Annotated in this window: 15 protein-coding genes and 1 pseudogene; 13 read left to right on the top strand and 3 right to left on the bottom strand. The window is 69.9% G+C overall.

The features are described 5' to 3' along the window. Positions 1-26: 26 nt before the first annotated feature. Positions 27-1,874, bottom strand: coding sequence for a cytochrome-c peroxidase (locus tag WME96_RS38920; RefSeq protein WP_437286620.1), 1,848 nt, complete (start codon positions 1,872-1,874; stop codon positions 27-29). 357 nt (positions 1,875-2,231) lie between these two features. On the opposite strand from WME96_RS38920, the gene WME96_RS38915 reads away from it, so the two are divergent. The 3 genes from WME96_RS38915 to WME96_RS38905 all read left to right on the top strand — a co-directional run bounded on the left by WME96_RS38915 (position 2,232) and on the right by WME96_RS38905 (position 4,123). Further along, positions 2,232-3,125 carry a hypothetical protein gene (locus WME96_RS38915; protein ID WP_437286619.1) on the top strand — a complete coding sequence of 298 codons (894 nt, stop codon included), beginning with the start codon at positions 2,232-2,234 and terminating at the stop codon, positions 3,123-3,125. Between the two features lie 131 nt (positions 3,126-3,256). Beyond that, positions 3,257-3,631 carry a VOC family protein gene (locus WME96_RS38910; RefSeq protein WP_437286618.1) on the top strand — a complete coding sequence of 125 codons (375 nt, stop codon included), beginning with the start codon at positions 3,257-3,259 and terminating at the stop codon, positions 3,629-3,631. A gap of 96 nt (positions 3,632-3,727) precedes the next feature. Continuing rightward, positions 3,728-4,123 (top strand): GFA family protein, encoded by a 396-nt coding sequence (locus tag WME96_RS38905; RefSeq protein ID WP_437286617.1) that lies wholly within the window; start codon positions 3,728-3,730, stop codon positions 4,121-4,123. A gap of 66 nt (positions 4,124-4,189) precedes the next feature. Here the strand turns inward: WME96_RS38905 and WME96_RS38900 are convergent, their stop codons facing one another. Beyond that, complete coding sequence (locus WME96_RS38900) at positions 4,190-4,849, bottom strand: glutathione S-transferase family protein (protein WP_437286616.1); 660 nt, start codon at positions 4,847-4,849, stop codon at positions 4,190-4,192. A 244-nt stretch (positions 4,850-5,093) separates the two neighbouring features. Between WME96_RS38900 and WME96_RS38895 the strand changes: the two genes are divergently transcribed. The 10 genes and pseudogenes from WME96_RS38895 (at position 5,094) to WME96_RS38850 (ending at position 12,334) form a co-directional block, all read left to right on the top strand. Continuing rightward, positions 5,094-5,690: a dihydrofolate reductase family protein gene (locus WME96_RS38895; RefSeq protein WP_437286615.1), complete on the top strand. Its 597-nt coding sequence runs from the start codon at positions 5,094-5,096 to the stop codon at positions 5,688-5,690. A gap of 27 nt (positions 5,691-5,717) precedes the next feature. Further along, positions 5,718-5,833: pseudogene (locus tag WME96_RS38890) on the top strand (Appr-1-p processing protein); the annotation flags it as partial. A 40-nt stretch (positions 5,834-5,873) separates the two neighbouring features. Further along, positions 5,874-6,116 carry an alpha/beta hydrolase gene (locus tag WME96_RS38885; protein WP_437286614.1) on the top strand — a complete coding sequence of 81 codons (243 nt, stop codon included), beginning with the start codon at positions 5,874-5,876 and terminating at the stop codon, positions 6,114-6,116. 345 nt (positions 6,117-6,461) lie between these two features. Next, a complete protein-coding gene (locus WME96_RS38880) occupies positions 6,462-7,691 on the top strand; it encodes a styrene monooxygenase/indole monooxygenase family protein (protein ID WP_437286613.1) in 1,230 nt (409 codons plus the stop codon). A 282-nt stretch (positions 7,692-7,973) separates the two neighbouring features. Continuing rightward, positions 7,974-8,573 carry a hypothetical protein gene (locus tag WME96_RS38875; protein ID WP_437286612.1) on the top strand — a complete coding sequence of 200 codons (600 nt, stop codon included), beginning with the start codon at positions 7,974-7,976 and terminating at the stop codon, positions 8,571-8,573. 338 nt (positions 8,574-8,911) lie between these two features. Continuing rightward, positions 8,912-9,922, top strand: a complete 1,011-nt coding sequence (locus WME96_RS38870) for a DUF6585 family protein (RefSeq protein ID WP_437286611.1) — start codon at positions 8,912-8,914, stop codon at positions 9,920-9,922. A 100-nt stretch (positions 9,923-10,022) separates the two neighbouring features. Further along, entirely contained in the window at positions 10,023-10,445 is a 423-nt protein-coding gene (locus WME96_RS38865; RefSeq protein ID WP_437286610.1) for a hypothetical protein, read from the top strand. Next, positions 10,435-10,863, top strand: a complete 429-nt coding sequence (locus WME96_RS38860) for an HNH endonuclease (protein WP_437286609.1) — start codon at positions 10,435-10,437, stop codon at positions 10,861-10,863. Before WME96_RS38865 ends, WME96_RS38860 begins: the two co-directional genes overlap by 11 nt. Positions 10,864-10,866: 3 nt before the next feature. Then, complete coding sequence (locus WME96_RS38855) at positions 10,867-11,445, top strand: hypothetical protein (RefSeq protein ID WP_437286608.1); 579 nt, start codon at positions 10,867-10,869, stop codon at positions 11,443-11,445. 91 nt (positions 11,446-11,536) lie between these two features. Beyond that, a complete protein-coding gene (locus WME96_RS38850; protein ID WP_437286607.1) occupies positions 11,537-12,334 on the top strand; it encodes an alpha/beta fold hydrolase in 798 nt (265 codons plus the stop codon). A gap of 9 nt (positions 12,335-12,343) precedes the next feature. Here the strand turns inward: WME96_RS38850 and WME96_RS38845 are convergent, their stop codons facing one another. Further along, on the bottom strand, positions 12,344-13,567 hold the full coding sequence (locus WME96_RS38845) for an MFS transporter (RefSeq protein WP_437286606.1): 1,224 nt from the start codon (positions 13,565-13,567) through the stop codon (positions 12,344-12,346). Positions 13,568-14,096: the final 529 nt, after the last annotated feature.

The following is a 14,096-nucleotide window of genomic DNA, read 5'->3' as shown; positions in this document are numbered from 1 at the left end:
CGAGCGGCGGAGCGTCTTCCGCGCCGTCAGAGCGACTCGAGGTACGCCACGAGGTCGTCGAGCTGCGCCGGGGCGAGCGCGGAGACGTCGCCGTGGCGGTCGCCGCCGCAGGCCGGGTCGAACCGGTCGCGGAGCGTCTTGGCGCAGCCGTCGTGCATGAACGGCGCTCGCGCGGAGAGGCCGAGCAGCGAGGGCACCTGGAGTGCCTCGCCGAAGCCGACATCCTCGTTGCGGTTGTTCGTGAGCATCGGCCCTTCGTGGCATGTCGCGCAGCCTACCTGCGGGTCATGGAACAGGGCCTCTCCTCGCCGGACGGCGGCCAGGTCGTCGGGGGGCGAGGCGGGGAGCGCCGGCACGCTGTCGAGGAAGCGCTCGAGACGCCCGACATTATAATTTCCGGGCCATGAGCCGCCCATGCGCGAGACGAAGACCTCCTTCATGAGGTGGGTGAGGTCGCTCTGGTCGCCGCTCCAGTGGAAGGGAGCTGTCTTGAGCACGCCGCCGGCGACGGTCTGGGTGCGCCGGAGGCCGAGCTTGTCGAAGCGCCACGTGTGACCGTCCTCGTGCGCTTCCGGATGGCAGGAGGCGCACGCGATGCCGCGGGAGCTGAGCGGCGGCTCGTGGAACAGCGTGTGTCCCGGGTCCCTCACGCTGTCGCCGGGGAGGTCGATGCCCACGCGATCGTGCGTGTCGAGCTCGAGCACCTCGATCCTCGCCGACTCGCGGAACTGGACGACCGCACGGCCCTGCGCCGTGAAGGCGACGGCGATCGGCTGGCTCGAGTGCTCCCACTGCCTGTAGGAACCGCACGTGCCCGCGGCGTCCTCGCTCGTGATGGTGTCGAGGTCGATGAACTCGGTCGTGTAGCTGCCGGCGCCCACGACCGCGGCGCGCTTTCCGTCCGGCGCGATCGCGATGTCGACCGGGAGCGCGATCCGCCAGAGGGCCGGCGTCGGGCGCTTGGCTCCGTTCCCTGGCGCGGCCGAGGCCGGGGGCAGGACGCTGACGGCGCCGTGCAGGATGCCGCCATCGCAGCCGGCAGCCTCGTAGTAGCCCGTGGGGGCGAGCACGACGGGCGAGGTCAACGCGCGCTGGTGGACCATCGCCGCGCCGCCGCCGGGGAGGGCGATCATGCGCCAGGCGACCGAGGGGCGGTAGTCGGAGGCGACGGCGGCGCTCATGGTGAACGACGGGAGCGACCGCCGCGAGAGCACCTCTCCGTCCGGGCCGACGACGAGGGTCTCGGCGGATTTGAACCGGCTGACGAGCAGGCGATCGCCGTCGACGATCACGTCGCGCAGGTCGGCGTCGAGCCGTAGCTTCCGGAGCGCGGCGCCGCCCTGGGCCGGGCGCGTCACGAGCTCGCCGCCGGCGCAGGCCACATGGATCGCGTCGAGCGACGCGTCGTAGGCGAGGCCGCGCGGCGCGGGGCAGACGGCGCGCCGGTCGAGCACCTTCGCCGTCCCGACATCGATCGTCGCGATCTCGCCTGCGCGGCGCAGGGCGACGTGGACGCGGCCGGCCCCGTCCTCGACGACGCGCCCGGGCTCGTCGCCGCGCGCGAGGGGGATCGCGCGGGGCTCGCCGCCGTCGGTGTCGACCACCCAGACGCCGTCGCGATCGGGGTCGGCCGCCACGGCGGTGTGCCCGTCGCGGGCGATCAGCAGCGTGCCGCCGCTGATGGGCGGCGGGGGCCCGTCGATCGCGGGGCCCGACGGCAACCGATTCGCGGCGTCGTCGGGGGGAGAGGAGCAGCCCGCGACGCCGGCGGCGATCGCGCTCAAGGCCGCGAGGGCCAGGTGGGTTGTCGTGCGGGAGAGGTTCCGATGCATGAGGCCTCCGAAGGTGGCGGGCTGCTCGGCGAGCGCGAGCAACAGCAAACCCAGAACGCTGTCGGGGAGTCGACGGCGCGCGGCCGAGCCAGAGCAAGGCGCGTGCGCGGGGCGCGGGGGCGCGGGGGGCGCGCGGGGCGCGCGGGGCGCGCGGGAGGTGCGGTGTTCGGAGGGCGGGGAGCGATGGGCGGCGGCAGGGTGGGTGTGGTCGCCTGGCATCAGTGTGCTGGTATCCGTGTTACGGACAGCCACGCGGGGGCAGCGCGGGCCCAGTGCGCCTCCCAGCCGGCCTCGCTGGCCGTCTCCGTCCGCCATGGCGCCGCCACCCCTGATCTGGAGCTCTGCTCGCGTTTTCCCGGCGTTTCGTGCCGGCATGAAGAGTGCTCGAGGCCGAGCGTCATGCCGACGCTCGAGCACAACGCCCTCGTCGAGATGTTCCGCGAACACCCCGAGCTCGCGCCCCGCTTCCTCGCGACGCTCCTCCACGTCGAGGTGCCGCCGCACGCCGCGGTCGCCGTGGTCGAGTCGTCGCTCGACCAGCTCATCCCGGTGGAGTTCCGCGCTGACCTGGTGCTCGAGCTCCGCGGCGCGACTGGCATGCTCGTGCTGGCGATCGTCGTCGAGGTCCAGCGCGACGTGGACCCGGACAAGAAGTTCTCGTGGCCGACGTACGTCACGGTCGTGCGCGCCAGGAAGCGCTGCGGCACGGTCGTCCTCGTGGTCGCGCCGGACGCGGGCGTGGCGGCCTGGGCGGCGGAGAACATCGACCTCGGCCTGGGCCTCGGCAACGTCGCGCCGCTGGTGCTCGGTCCGGCCGTCGTCCCCGAGATCACCGACCCGGCCGACGCGGAGAAGGAGACCGAGCTCGCGGTGCTCTCGGCGGTGGCGCACGGCAACGGGCCGAACGGGCTCACCGTGGTCCAGGCGGCGCTCGTTGCCCTCGGCCGGCTCGACCAGGAGCACGCCATGGTCTACTTTCAGCTCATCTGGAACGGGTTGCGTGAGCCGATGCGGCAAGCTCTGGAGGCGTTGGTGATGGAACGGCAGATCGAAGGCGAGGCGACTTTTCCCCAGTTCGTGCAGAGGCTCATCGATCGCGGCATGCGTGAGGGCGAGCTCAAGGGCATGCGTGAGGGCAAGAGGGACACGCTGTTGCGGCTGCTTGCGCGCGCAGGGATCGGGCTCACCGAGAACGAGAGCGCGCGCATCCAGGCATGCACGGACGTCGCGACCCTCGACCGCTGGATCGATAACGTCCTCGGGGCGAAGACTGCCACCGAAGTGCTCTCCTGACGATGGACGCAGGCGGCCCAGCAAGGCGATGATTCAGCCGTTGCAGGAACAGGTCTGCGCCGGTCTCCTTGAAAGGTGGGTCGCGAAGCTGTGGCAAGGCGGGCGCAGGCCCATGCACTTCAGGAGAACTCATGTTTGACCACGTCAAATTCGGAGTCAGCGACTACGCAGTGAGCAAAGCGTTCTTCCTCAAGGCGCTCGAACCGCTCGGCGTAGCTGTTGTCTCGGAGGGGCCGCCGACGTACGGCGTCGAGCTGAGCGCAAAGGGTAATGTCTCGATGTGCCTGTACCAGACCGAGGAGAAGCCCGCGCATCTTCACCTGGCGTTCACGGCCGAGGATCGCCGGCAAGTCGAGGCTTTCTATCGCGCAGCTCTGGAGGCGGGCGGCAAAGACAACGGTGCGCCTGGTCTGCGCCCGCGCTATCACGAGAACTACTACGCAGCTTTCGTCATTGGTCCGGACGGGCACAACATCGAAGTGGTTTGCCATGAACCCGAGGCCTGAGCCTTCCTTCGAGGGGACGTCCGCAAGCGGGCGTCGCCCACGCGCGGCCGCCCCTCATGTCGAACGTCACGCGACCCACTCCACCCGAGCACCACGATGAAAAATCGCCTCGCAAGCTGCAGTTGCGGCAAGTTGTCGGTCGAAGTCGAAGGGGAGCCGATCCGCGTGTCCGTCTGTCACTGCCTGGCCTGCCAGCGGAGAACCGGAAGTGTCTTCGGCGCTCAAGCGAGGTTCAGTCGCGAGAGCGTGAAGATCAAGGGGCACGGCAAGGACTTCGTTCGAGTTGGAGACGAAGGAACGAAGAGCTCCTTCACGTTCTGCCCTGAATGTGGCGCCACCGTGTATTACGCGATGGTCGGGCAGGGGGACATGATCGCCATACCAGTGGGAGCCTTTGCGGACCCGGCCTTCCCCGGTCCAACGTTCTCGGTCTATGAAGAGCGAATGCATGGCTGGGTGGTCATGCCGCAAGACATCGAGCACATGCGCTAGGTTGGACCGCATCAGGAGCACATCCTGAGACCGCTTCGAGGCCTGCTCGATGTTCTCGACGGTATCCTAGCGGATGTCGTCGACGCTCACGCCGAGTCGCTCGGCATAGAGGCCAAGGGTGCGCTGCCACGCCGGGCGGGCCTGACAGCGCTCGAAGTAGGCCTTGAGCCTCGGGAAGGGATCCATCAGGTCGGTCTTGCGGATGGTGCGCAGGACGCCGGCCATCATGATGTCGGCCGCCGTGAAATCGGCGCTGGCGATCCACTCGCGGTCCTCGAGGCGGCGCTCGACGTGGCCGAGCCAGCGGCGGGCGAGCTTGGGCACCTCCGCGTGGAGCTTTTGTGCGGCCTTGCCGCTGTCGAATATCCCGATCATGTCGAGACACACGAGGGTCGGCTCGACGGTGCTGACCGCGGCGAAGCACCACTGGACGACGCGGGTGCGGCCCTGGACGTCGCCCGGGATCAGCTTGCCGGCCTTCTCCGCCAGGTAGAGCACCACCGCGGCAGACTCGGCCACCACGAAGCCGTCGTCGTCGATGACCGGCGCCTGGTGGAAGGGGCTGATGCGGCCGTAGGCGTCGCTGTCGAGCTCGCCGGCGGTGTGGTCGAGCGCGTGGACTCGATACGGCAGCCCGGTCTCCTCGAGCGCCCACTGCGCCCGGAGGTCTTTCGTCTCGCCGACCCCCTCGGGGAAGATCTTTCCGAAGCCATAGAGCGTGATCATGTCGTCCTCCGATCGATGCCGGATCCACCGGCCCACGCCGGAGCGTGCCATGCCGCGGATGGCGGCGCCTCCGATGACGTCATGCCCAACTCGGCGGCTCTCCCGGATGCGCTCTCCTCCCCCGCCGAGATCCTGCGTGCACGGCGCGGCCGCCTCGCGTACGCTCGCCAGCCCGCAGGTGAACGCGGGAGGACAGCGCGCGATCGCCAGAAGGCAATCTCCACTCCTCGAAAGGAACATCGCGATGTCGAAGGTCGTCGCAATCATGTCCATGTCGCTCGACGGCTACGTCGCCGACCGCAACGATGGCGTGGCCGAAGTTTTCGACTGGTACTCCACCTCGGGGGACGTCGAGATCCACATGGCAGGGTCGGACCCCATGACGTTCAAGGTGTCCGGGCCGAGCGCCGAGCACCTTCGCGGTCTCACGTCCGAGCTTGGTGCCATGCTCACCGGTCGACGCACGTTCGACTTCGCCCAGGGCTGGGGCGGAAATCACGCCTGGGGACCGGCATTCGTACTTACCCACCACATCCCCGCCGGATGGCCGCGACCCAACTCGACCGTCCACTTCGTGACCGACGGCATCGAGAGCGCCGTGACCCAGGCCAGGACCGCCGCCGGCGGGAAGTCCGTCGGGGTCCACGGCGCGGACACCATCCAGCAATGCCTGAACGCCGGGCTCCTCGACGAGATCCACGTCGACATGGCGGCGGTCCTTCTTGGCTCCGGGGTTCGACTCTTCGACCGCCTCGCCGGCACGCCAATCGTCCTTGGCAACCCGAGGGTGATCCCGGGCGTCGGCGTTACTCACCTGCGCTACCCAGTACGCAAGGCGTAGTCCGCCCCCCCCCCAAGCGGAGGATTGATGACAACGATCAACTACGTGGTTGGCGACGCTGCCAGGCCGGTCGGCGAGGGCTCACGAATCATCGCCCACGTGTGCAACGACGTCGGCGCTGGGGCCGGGGCTTCGTGACCGCGCGATGAACGGGAGCCGAAAAGGCCAGGAGGAACTCTCACCATGCCATCGCAGCTCATCGTCCCCGGCTACACCGGCTCAGGTCCTCGCCACTGGCAGACGCTCTGGGAGCAGAAGCTCGCTCCGGCGCGCCGCGCGGAGATGCCGGACTGGGATCACCCTGACCGGCGCGTGGGGCCGTCCGGGCACATCAACACCGACGCTGGCTTCGGGCCATGGCCCGAGGGCGAGCGCATCCTCGCCGCGCTGATGGGCGAGCCCCTCTCCGCGCCGCCTCGTCCCTGACGCGGCGAACCTCCGCCCGCCAGGCCCCGGCCACTCTGGCGTGCAGCGCGACGATCGATGTCGATTCCACACATCCCCCTCCCTGCGATGGTGGGCCACTCCACTGTGCTCCTCCACAACACCCGGCCTGATCGAGGCCGCCGCGGAGAAATTCAGGGCCTCGCTCGAGATCGACACGCGCACTTCGCGCAGCGGTGTGGTCCTCTGGAAAGAGGCCGCCGCCCGAGCGGCCTTCGCCGCCGCGATCCGCTCCCGCGACGTCGCCGCGGTCGGAGGCGCCGAGAGCCCGGCGGACCTCGCCGTGAAGCTCGCACCGACCAGGTGAGAAGGACGAGGAGGACAAGGATGCCCACCATTGCAATCGTCGGCGCCGGCATGGCCGGCCTGCACCTCGCGCTGCACCTCCAGAAGGAGGGACTCGACGTGAGCCTGTACGAGGAGCGCACGCCGGACGAGATCCGGGCGGGGCGCCTGCCCAGCACCGTCGCGCTCTCCCCGCCGACCCGGGCGCGCCAGCGGGCGCTCGGCGTCGCGCACTGGGAGGGGGACGAGCACGCCACCCGCATCGTCCGGGTGCGCGTGGCGGCCGATCCGCCGCTCGGCTTCGCCGGCGACCTCCCGGATCACATGCTCTTCATCGACATGCGCGTCTATCTGCCCCGGCTGCTCGAGGACTTCGCCGCGCGCGGCGGCCGCGTGGTGAAGGCCTCGCTCGACGCGGCCGGCATCTCCGACCTCGCCGCGGGGCACGACCTCGTGGTCGTCGCCACGGGCCGGGCGGGCCTCTCGGACCTCTTCCCGAAGGTCCCCGAGCGCAGCCCGCACGCCGGGCCCCAGCGGCGGCTCTTCGCGGGCATCGTTCGCGGGCTCCGCATGCCCGAGCGGCGCGAGTTCATGTTCCAGCTCTCCCCGGGGCACGGCGAGATCTTCGAGAACCAGTACCTCACGCTCGGCGGGGTCGCGCCATCGCTGCTCATCGAGGCGATCCCCGGCGGCGCGCTCGAGCCGATCACGCGGATGCGCCACGAGGACGATCCGGCGCGGTTCGACGCGGCGCTGCTCGACGCCGTGCTCGCGCACGCGCCGCTCACGGCCGAGCGCGTCGATCGGGCGAGCTTCGGCGTGGCGAGCTCGCGCGACTACCTCACCGGCGCCGTGACGCCGGTGGTGCGGCGCGCGTACGCGCCCCTCGGCGGCGGCAGGTTCGCGCTCGCGCTGGGCGATCTCCACATCACCCACGATCCGATCACGGGCCAGGGCGCGAACATGGCCACGCTGGCGGCGTGGCTCGCCGCCGAGCGGATCGCGGGGCACGCCGCCGCCGGCGCCGCGTTCGATGAGGCGTTCTGCGCGGACCTGGACGACCGCCTCTGGGAGGCGCTCCGGCCGGCCACGGAGTGGACGAACGCCTTCCTCCAGCCGCCGCCGGACCACGCGGTGGCGCTCCTCGCCGCGGCCTCGCGCAGCCAGCCGCTGGCCGACGCGTTCGCCACGAACTTCTCTTACCCGGATCGCCAGTGGGCGATCCTCTCGTCGCCCGAGGCGACGGCCCGCTTCATCGCGAGCCACGCCTGACGCGGGGGACCCGGCGCTCCACCCCGGCGCGTCGCGCGTCGTGCCGGGGAAGAGCACCTCGACAGCCCGCCGCTCGTCCGGTGTAGAGACCGCACGGTCCTGCGCTGGTCTTCTTGACAAGGTGGGGCAGCCTTCGAATACGCTGTCTTTCCAGGATGCGTGGGGCGGCACGAGGGGGTGGGCTCGGAGCTCAAGGCGCTGCATGCGGAAGTGGCGGTCAGCGGTCGAGGGGGCTGATTCTGGAGCGACACCACATCGTTCTGTTCTCAAGTGGAGGCGCGGATGGTGGTAAGCGGCATCGAGTACCTGGACGAGGGCGCGGAGTTGTTCCCCGACGGCTCAATCCACGACGCGACCCTTGCCCGCGACACCGACATCCAGGGACTTCCGTGCGCCGGCGGCTGGGACGTGGTGTTCTTCCCCAGCGGCCGGCTCCGGCTAGCCTGGCTCTCCCGGCCGGTGGTCATCGGGGGCGTGAGCTGCGCCCCCGGCATCGTATACCTCCACGAGAGCGGCGCTCTTCTGAACGCCACCCTTGCCACCGCCCACGAATTCACGGGCGTACCGGTCCCGGCCGGTGCGCGGGTCACGCTCGACGAGGCCGGGCGGCTGCTTGAGCACTCGCAGCTGCTGGAGGCCGATGAGCTGATCGGTGGGCTCCCGTGCTCCGCCGAGTTTCACGCCTGGGTCTACCCTGATGGCCGTCCGAGCGTCGTGGTGCTCGCCTCGCCGTCGATCCTCGGCGGGCGGGAGTACCCGCGTGGGGCCGAGCTGTTCCTCGATGAGGGCGGGCAGGTTCTCGACTGGCGGCAGGTCGACCTCGATACGGGACGGCGGTACAAGCAGCGCGTATTCGGGGTATACGAGGCTCCGTTCGAGTAGGCCGCCGAACCAGGCGCTGCATCAGACGGCGGTCGCGGTTCTGGCTTCTCGGGCTTCAAAGCCTCCACAAGCGATTCGTATTGACCAACAAGGATTGCTGGCGTCGAGTACCTGTTGGAGAGCTTCCTGCGGGACGCCGCCCAACCAGGCTGTTGAAGCTGACGTGGCCCTCGCTGCGCTGGGGATCACGCAGCTTGACACCAGTCGTTGGGCGGCGAAGGACGTCCAGCTCGTTCCGTGAATCCGACGGCGGGTCGGACGGAAGACGCATCTACTCTGGACCGCAGCAGCTTCACCCTCGCCCGCCGCCCCGCCGTCCTCCGTGATATGGACTTCCCATGCCTGCGCGACCCTACCGTGAGCCCTCTCCGGTCGAGCCCGACCCGGCGCCGCAGCAGTCGGAGGCGGCCCGGCTCGGGAGTCTGCGCTCCGTCCACGCGCCGCCGCCGCTGCGCCGGGCGCTCCTCGGCCCGATCCTGATCGCAGCCTTGATCGTCGCCATCGGCGCCGCGGGCGGTGCGTCACTGGCCATCCTCGTCGCCCTTGCTACGGCCACGCTCGCGATCCTCGCCTGGGAACCGCTGCGCAATCGCGGGTGGTCGGCGGCGCTGCACGCGCAGGGACTGGTCCTGCTGCAATCAGGCATCCGGCGGGTCGTCCCGTTCGACGACGTGAACGAGGTCTGGTACGAGATCCGTCCAATTCACAATCAGGCAGGGGCGTACCTCGGCGCCCTCCGCCTTGTTGAGTACTCCGGTGAGGTGCACCGCTTGCCCCTCGCGGTCAACGACGGCGCCACCCTCGCCATCAGCGTGTTGCGTGGGTGCTCGGGGCCGCTGTTCCTCGAAGCCCGCCGGGCGCTCGAGGAAGGTGAGGTGCTCTCGTTCGGGCAGATCCAGCTCGATCGCGCGGGGATCACCGTCGGCGGTGCGCGGATGACGTGGCGCGAGATCCGGCTGGCCGTCGTGTCGCACGCGCGCGTGCGCCTCTATCGCCGCTTTCCGATCCTGGCCTGGCGCGCCATACGCCTCGATCGCATCCCCAACCCCGCGGTATTCATTGATCTGGTCGCGCTGTGCGCGGCAAAGACGCGAGTCGACGATCCGCTCATCGTGCCGCTCACCTCCGGAGACGAGAAGCTGCGCGCCCAGGCCGCAAAGGGAGACAACGAGTGGGCGCTGCGGGAGATGCTCGTCGGCGGCCTCTTCTGCATCGCGGGCATCACCTTCACCGTGGCGACCTACTCAGCGAGCAGCAACGCGTACATTCTTGCGTGTTGGCCCATCCTCGTCGGAGCGTTCCGCTTCTTCAAGGGCGTCGCGTCGCTGCTGCGCGGCCCGCGCCCGTGACGTTCATGTCAGAGCAGCAGCGGAGATCGATCGGCTGCGCGTCGGTAGGGCCGCGCACCGCCGAGCTTGCTTGCCTCGACGGCTCATCGTAAACTAGGACATGGCCGTTCAAGCCGTCACCGTGAATCTGCCCGAGCCGCTGTATGAGCGCCTGGCTCGCCGCGCGCAGAAGACGCAACGGACCGTCGAGGCCGAGCTCGTCGACGCAGTGGCAACCTCCCTCCCTGAAGAGCCCGACGAGCTGCCGGTCGACATGGCGGAGGCCATCGCCGCGCTGCATTTGCTGGGTGACGAGGAACTATGGCGGGCCGCCAAGCAGAGCCTCGCCCCGGAGAAGGCCGCGGACCTCGAGGAGCTGCACATCAAGCGCCAGAGCGAAGGGCTCTCCGCGTCGGACGTCGAGGCGCTCGCGACGCTCATGAAGGAGTACACGCGGATCATGCTGGTTCGTTCCCGATCTGCGGCCCTGCTCAAACAGCGAGGTCATGACGTCTCGGGGCTTCACCAGGGACATGAGCCGTAGCTACATCGGGAGGACGCTGCGTGAGCAGGTCGCCAGTGAGGCGCGCCATCGCTGTGGCTACTGCCTGACCTCGGCGCGTATCATCGGCACGCCGATGGAGATCGATCACATCATCCCTGAGTCGCTGGGCGGACCTACTGCCAGGGAAAATCTCTGGCTCGCGTGCTCGATGTGCAACGATCACAAGGGCAATCGAATCGCTGCTCCCGACCCGCACACCGGTGAAGTCGTACGGCTCTTGAACCCACGACAGCAGGTCTGGTTGGATCATTTCGGCTGGAGCACGGAGGGGTCTCTTATCATTGGCAAGACGCCAGCTGGCCGAGCTACAATCGCTGCGGTTCGCCTGAACCGCGCCGAGCTCGTGGAAGCCCGGCGAGGCTGGGTCATCGCGGGTTGGCATCCGCCCGAGGATTGAACCATGAGCCCGCCCGACCAGACGCCGATGGTATTCGGGGATCCGCTGGACTTCGCCATAGAAGCGGACGTGGAGCCCGACCTGGAGCCCCCGAGCGCGGTGTGGGGGCGCATGTGCGTCTGGTGTCGCGGGGTGGCCCTCGGAGACCTCGGGGAGTCGCGCTGCGCGCTGTACCCGGCTTACCTCGCGTTGCGCTGGCTGCCCTCCAACCTCGACCGCCTGTGGTCCGAGAAGCTGGCCGGATTGGACGACATCGCTGCCTGGAACTTCCTCGACGGGCTACTGTACAGCCATCATGGAGACGTCGAAGTGACCGATACGCGAACGGCCGAGGAGCTCCGCCGGGACTGGACGTTCTGGAGCGCCCACAATTTCCTGACCAGCTGGGGCGAGCAGTTCAACGGGTGCAAAGCGTTCATCCTCTGCCCCCCCGACGGCTCGGTTCGTATCCTCTCTCGCGATCTACCCGGGCACATGGGCCGCGGTGTGGATGTGTCGCGGGCCGGGCTCGTCGCAGCCGTCGAGGGGTTCACCCGCTGGTTCGAGCAACAGGCGCGGCGCCTGGAAGGCGGTCGGGCCTGATGCGCGCCGATGCGGCCCAGCAAGGGCTCGCTGACCGACGCGCGGGGGCACTGCGCGCACCGTGCGAAGCTGCGGCAGGCAGGGACGGTTCATGACGACCTGGATCAACGGATTCTGCGAAACGAACGGCATCAACATCCACTACCTCCGGACCGGAGGCGGCAGGCCCCCCGTCGTTCTGCTCCATGGACTGATGGGGAGCGGCGCCTGCTGGACTCCCCTGGCGCGGGCGCTCGAAGGTGAGTTCGACGTCGTCATGCCCGACGCCAGAGGGCACGGCGGCTCGAGCGCGCCGCACCACGGATACCGGTACGACGATCACGCGAGCGACGTCGTGGGCCTCATCCGCGGCCTGGAGCTCTCTCGTCCGGTTCTGCTGGGCCACTCGATGGGCGGCATGACCGCCGCGGTGGTGGCGAGCCGAGGGGCGGGGGTGATCCGCGGCCTCATCCTGGTCGACCCGACGTTCTTGAGCCCCGAGCGCCAGCGCGAGGTGCGCGACAGCGACGTCGCCGATCAACACCGCCAGGTCCTCGGCTTGCAGAAGTCCGAGCTCGTCGCGCAGGCCCGAGCCCGGAACCCGGATCGCTCGCCCGAGATCGTCGAGCTGCAAGCCGAGGCGAGGCTGAAGACCCGAATGGGCGCGTTCGACGTCCTCACGCCGCCCAACCCCGAGTTTCGCGGCGTGGTGAGCGCGATCGACGTCCCGACCCTGCTCGTCATCGGTGACAGCAGCCCCGTCGTCACGCTCGAGATGGCAACGGAGCTGCGGAGCCTCAACCCACGCGTGCGGATCGAACAGGTGCAGGACGCCGGCCACGGCCTTCCATTCCAACAACCCGAGCGCCTGGGAGAGGTGGTCCTGTCGTTCTTGCGCGAGCTGGCGTGACGGCTGCGGTCACTCCGGCTCGCCCTCGGCGAGCGCGACGGGCCCGGCGCTCTCGATCAGCGCGCCGCGCCCGTGCCACACCACCAGCACCGCATAGAGCGCCGCGAGCACGCGAAAGCCGCTGAGCAGGCCGAAGCGCTGCCCGAGCGAGCCGCCCGCCACCGCGCCGATCAGGCTCCCGGCCGGCCCCGAGAGCGAGAACAGACCGCCCACCCGGCCGCGGCCGAGCTCCGCGGTGAGCGCCGCGAAGCGATTGACGCTCGTGAGGTGCTGCACGCCCAGCCCGAGCCCGAGCAAGACCGCCCCGATCCACAGCGACGCGACGCCGAGGGGGAAGGCGAGCAGGAGCTCGGTCGCGAGCAGCAGCGAAAAGGCGATCGCGTAGCGGGCAGCGTCGCGCAGCGGCGACAGGGCGCCCCCGGCGAGGAGCAAGGTCAGCACGAACACGGCGCCCTGGATGGTCACGAGGCTCGCGGCTTGCGGCACCGAGAGGTGAAACTCGCGAATCCCGATCAGCACCACGAACACGGCGAAGTAAGACATCGCCATCTGGCCACACAGCTCGATGAGCATGCTCTGGCGCAGCCCGCGGCGAGACAGGATGATCCCGACCTGTCCGCGCAGGCGCTCGACGAGCGGCGTGGCCGAGCGCCCGCGGCCGGGGGGAGCGCCGGAGAGCACGCGATCGCCGACGAAGACCGTCGCGAGCAGCCCGAGTCCGGTCACCACGAACACGCCGGTATAGCCGAGCAGGCCGAGGAGCTGCGCGCCGAGCATCGGGCCCACGAAGAACATGCCGAGCGAGTGGGACGCGCGCTGCCAGCCCGCCTTGCGCGGGCCGAGGCGAGGAAGCAGGTGAAGAAACTCGGTCTGGGTCGCGACCATGCGAAACGGGTTGAGCAGCCCGAAGAGGACCACGCCCGCGATGAGCTGCCAGGGCCGATCCATCTGGGTGAAGCCGAGCAGGTACAGCGCCGCGCCCGCGAGGCCGCCGAAGCGGAACAGCGGCCGGCTGCCGTGGCGGTCGATCAAGCCTCCGACAGGCATCGAGAGCAGCAGCATGCCGGTGAACTGCAGGCCGCCGACAAGGCCGATCTGCCAGGGCGAGGCGTGGAGCGAGGCGGCATACAGCGGCAGGACCACCTTGGCCACGCCGTTGCTCGAGCCCGCGAGCAGACCGAGCACCATGAAGCCGAGAAGATAACGCTGGGGGAGAGGCGGCGAAGAGGTCATCACGCGAACCGAGGCGAGCGGCCGGTCGGTCGGCGCGTTCGTCCGCCGTGCCGAATCGGGTGTCGCTGCCGCGCGGGCGCCCTGCAAATCACGCTCCCGAGCGGAGCAGGCCCACGGCCCTGACGCCCGCCTCGTCGCCCCTGGCGCCACGGCAGGAGGCCGGCGTCAGCCCGCCCGCCGCCTGCTGCTCCAGCAGCACACGCGCAGCACGCGCCCGCTGCTGGCGCAGCAAGGGGGCACCGGGATAGCGGATCCGCGTCCCCTGGGAGCGGAGGTTCGAGGGCGGGCTCGGGCTGGCGGGCATCGGCGAGGGCGGGCGGCGTGGCCGGCGCCACGACGCGCCGCCCGGGCAGTCCGCTGCGATAGGCCGCCCCCAGGGCTGGGCGACCGGGCGTGTTAGCGTGCGCTTATGCGCGCGATCCATCTCCTCTCGTTGGCGGTCGCCGTTGCTGCGTGCGGCAGCAGTGTCACGGAGCAAGAACCCGGTCACGGTGGTAGTCCCGGCAGCGGCGGATCCGGCAGCGGCGGA

Source organism: Sorangium sp. So ce406, assembly GCF_051474675.1.
Taxonomy (GTDB): domain Bacteria; phylum Myxococcota_A; class Polyangia; order Polyangiales; family Polyangiaceae; genus Sorangium; species Sorangium cellulosum_G.
This window is presented reverse-complemented; position numbering and strand designations above follow the sequence as displayed.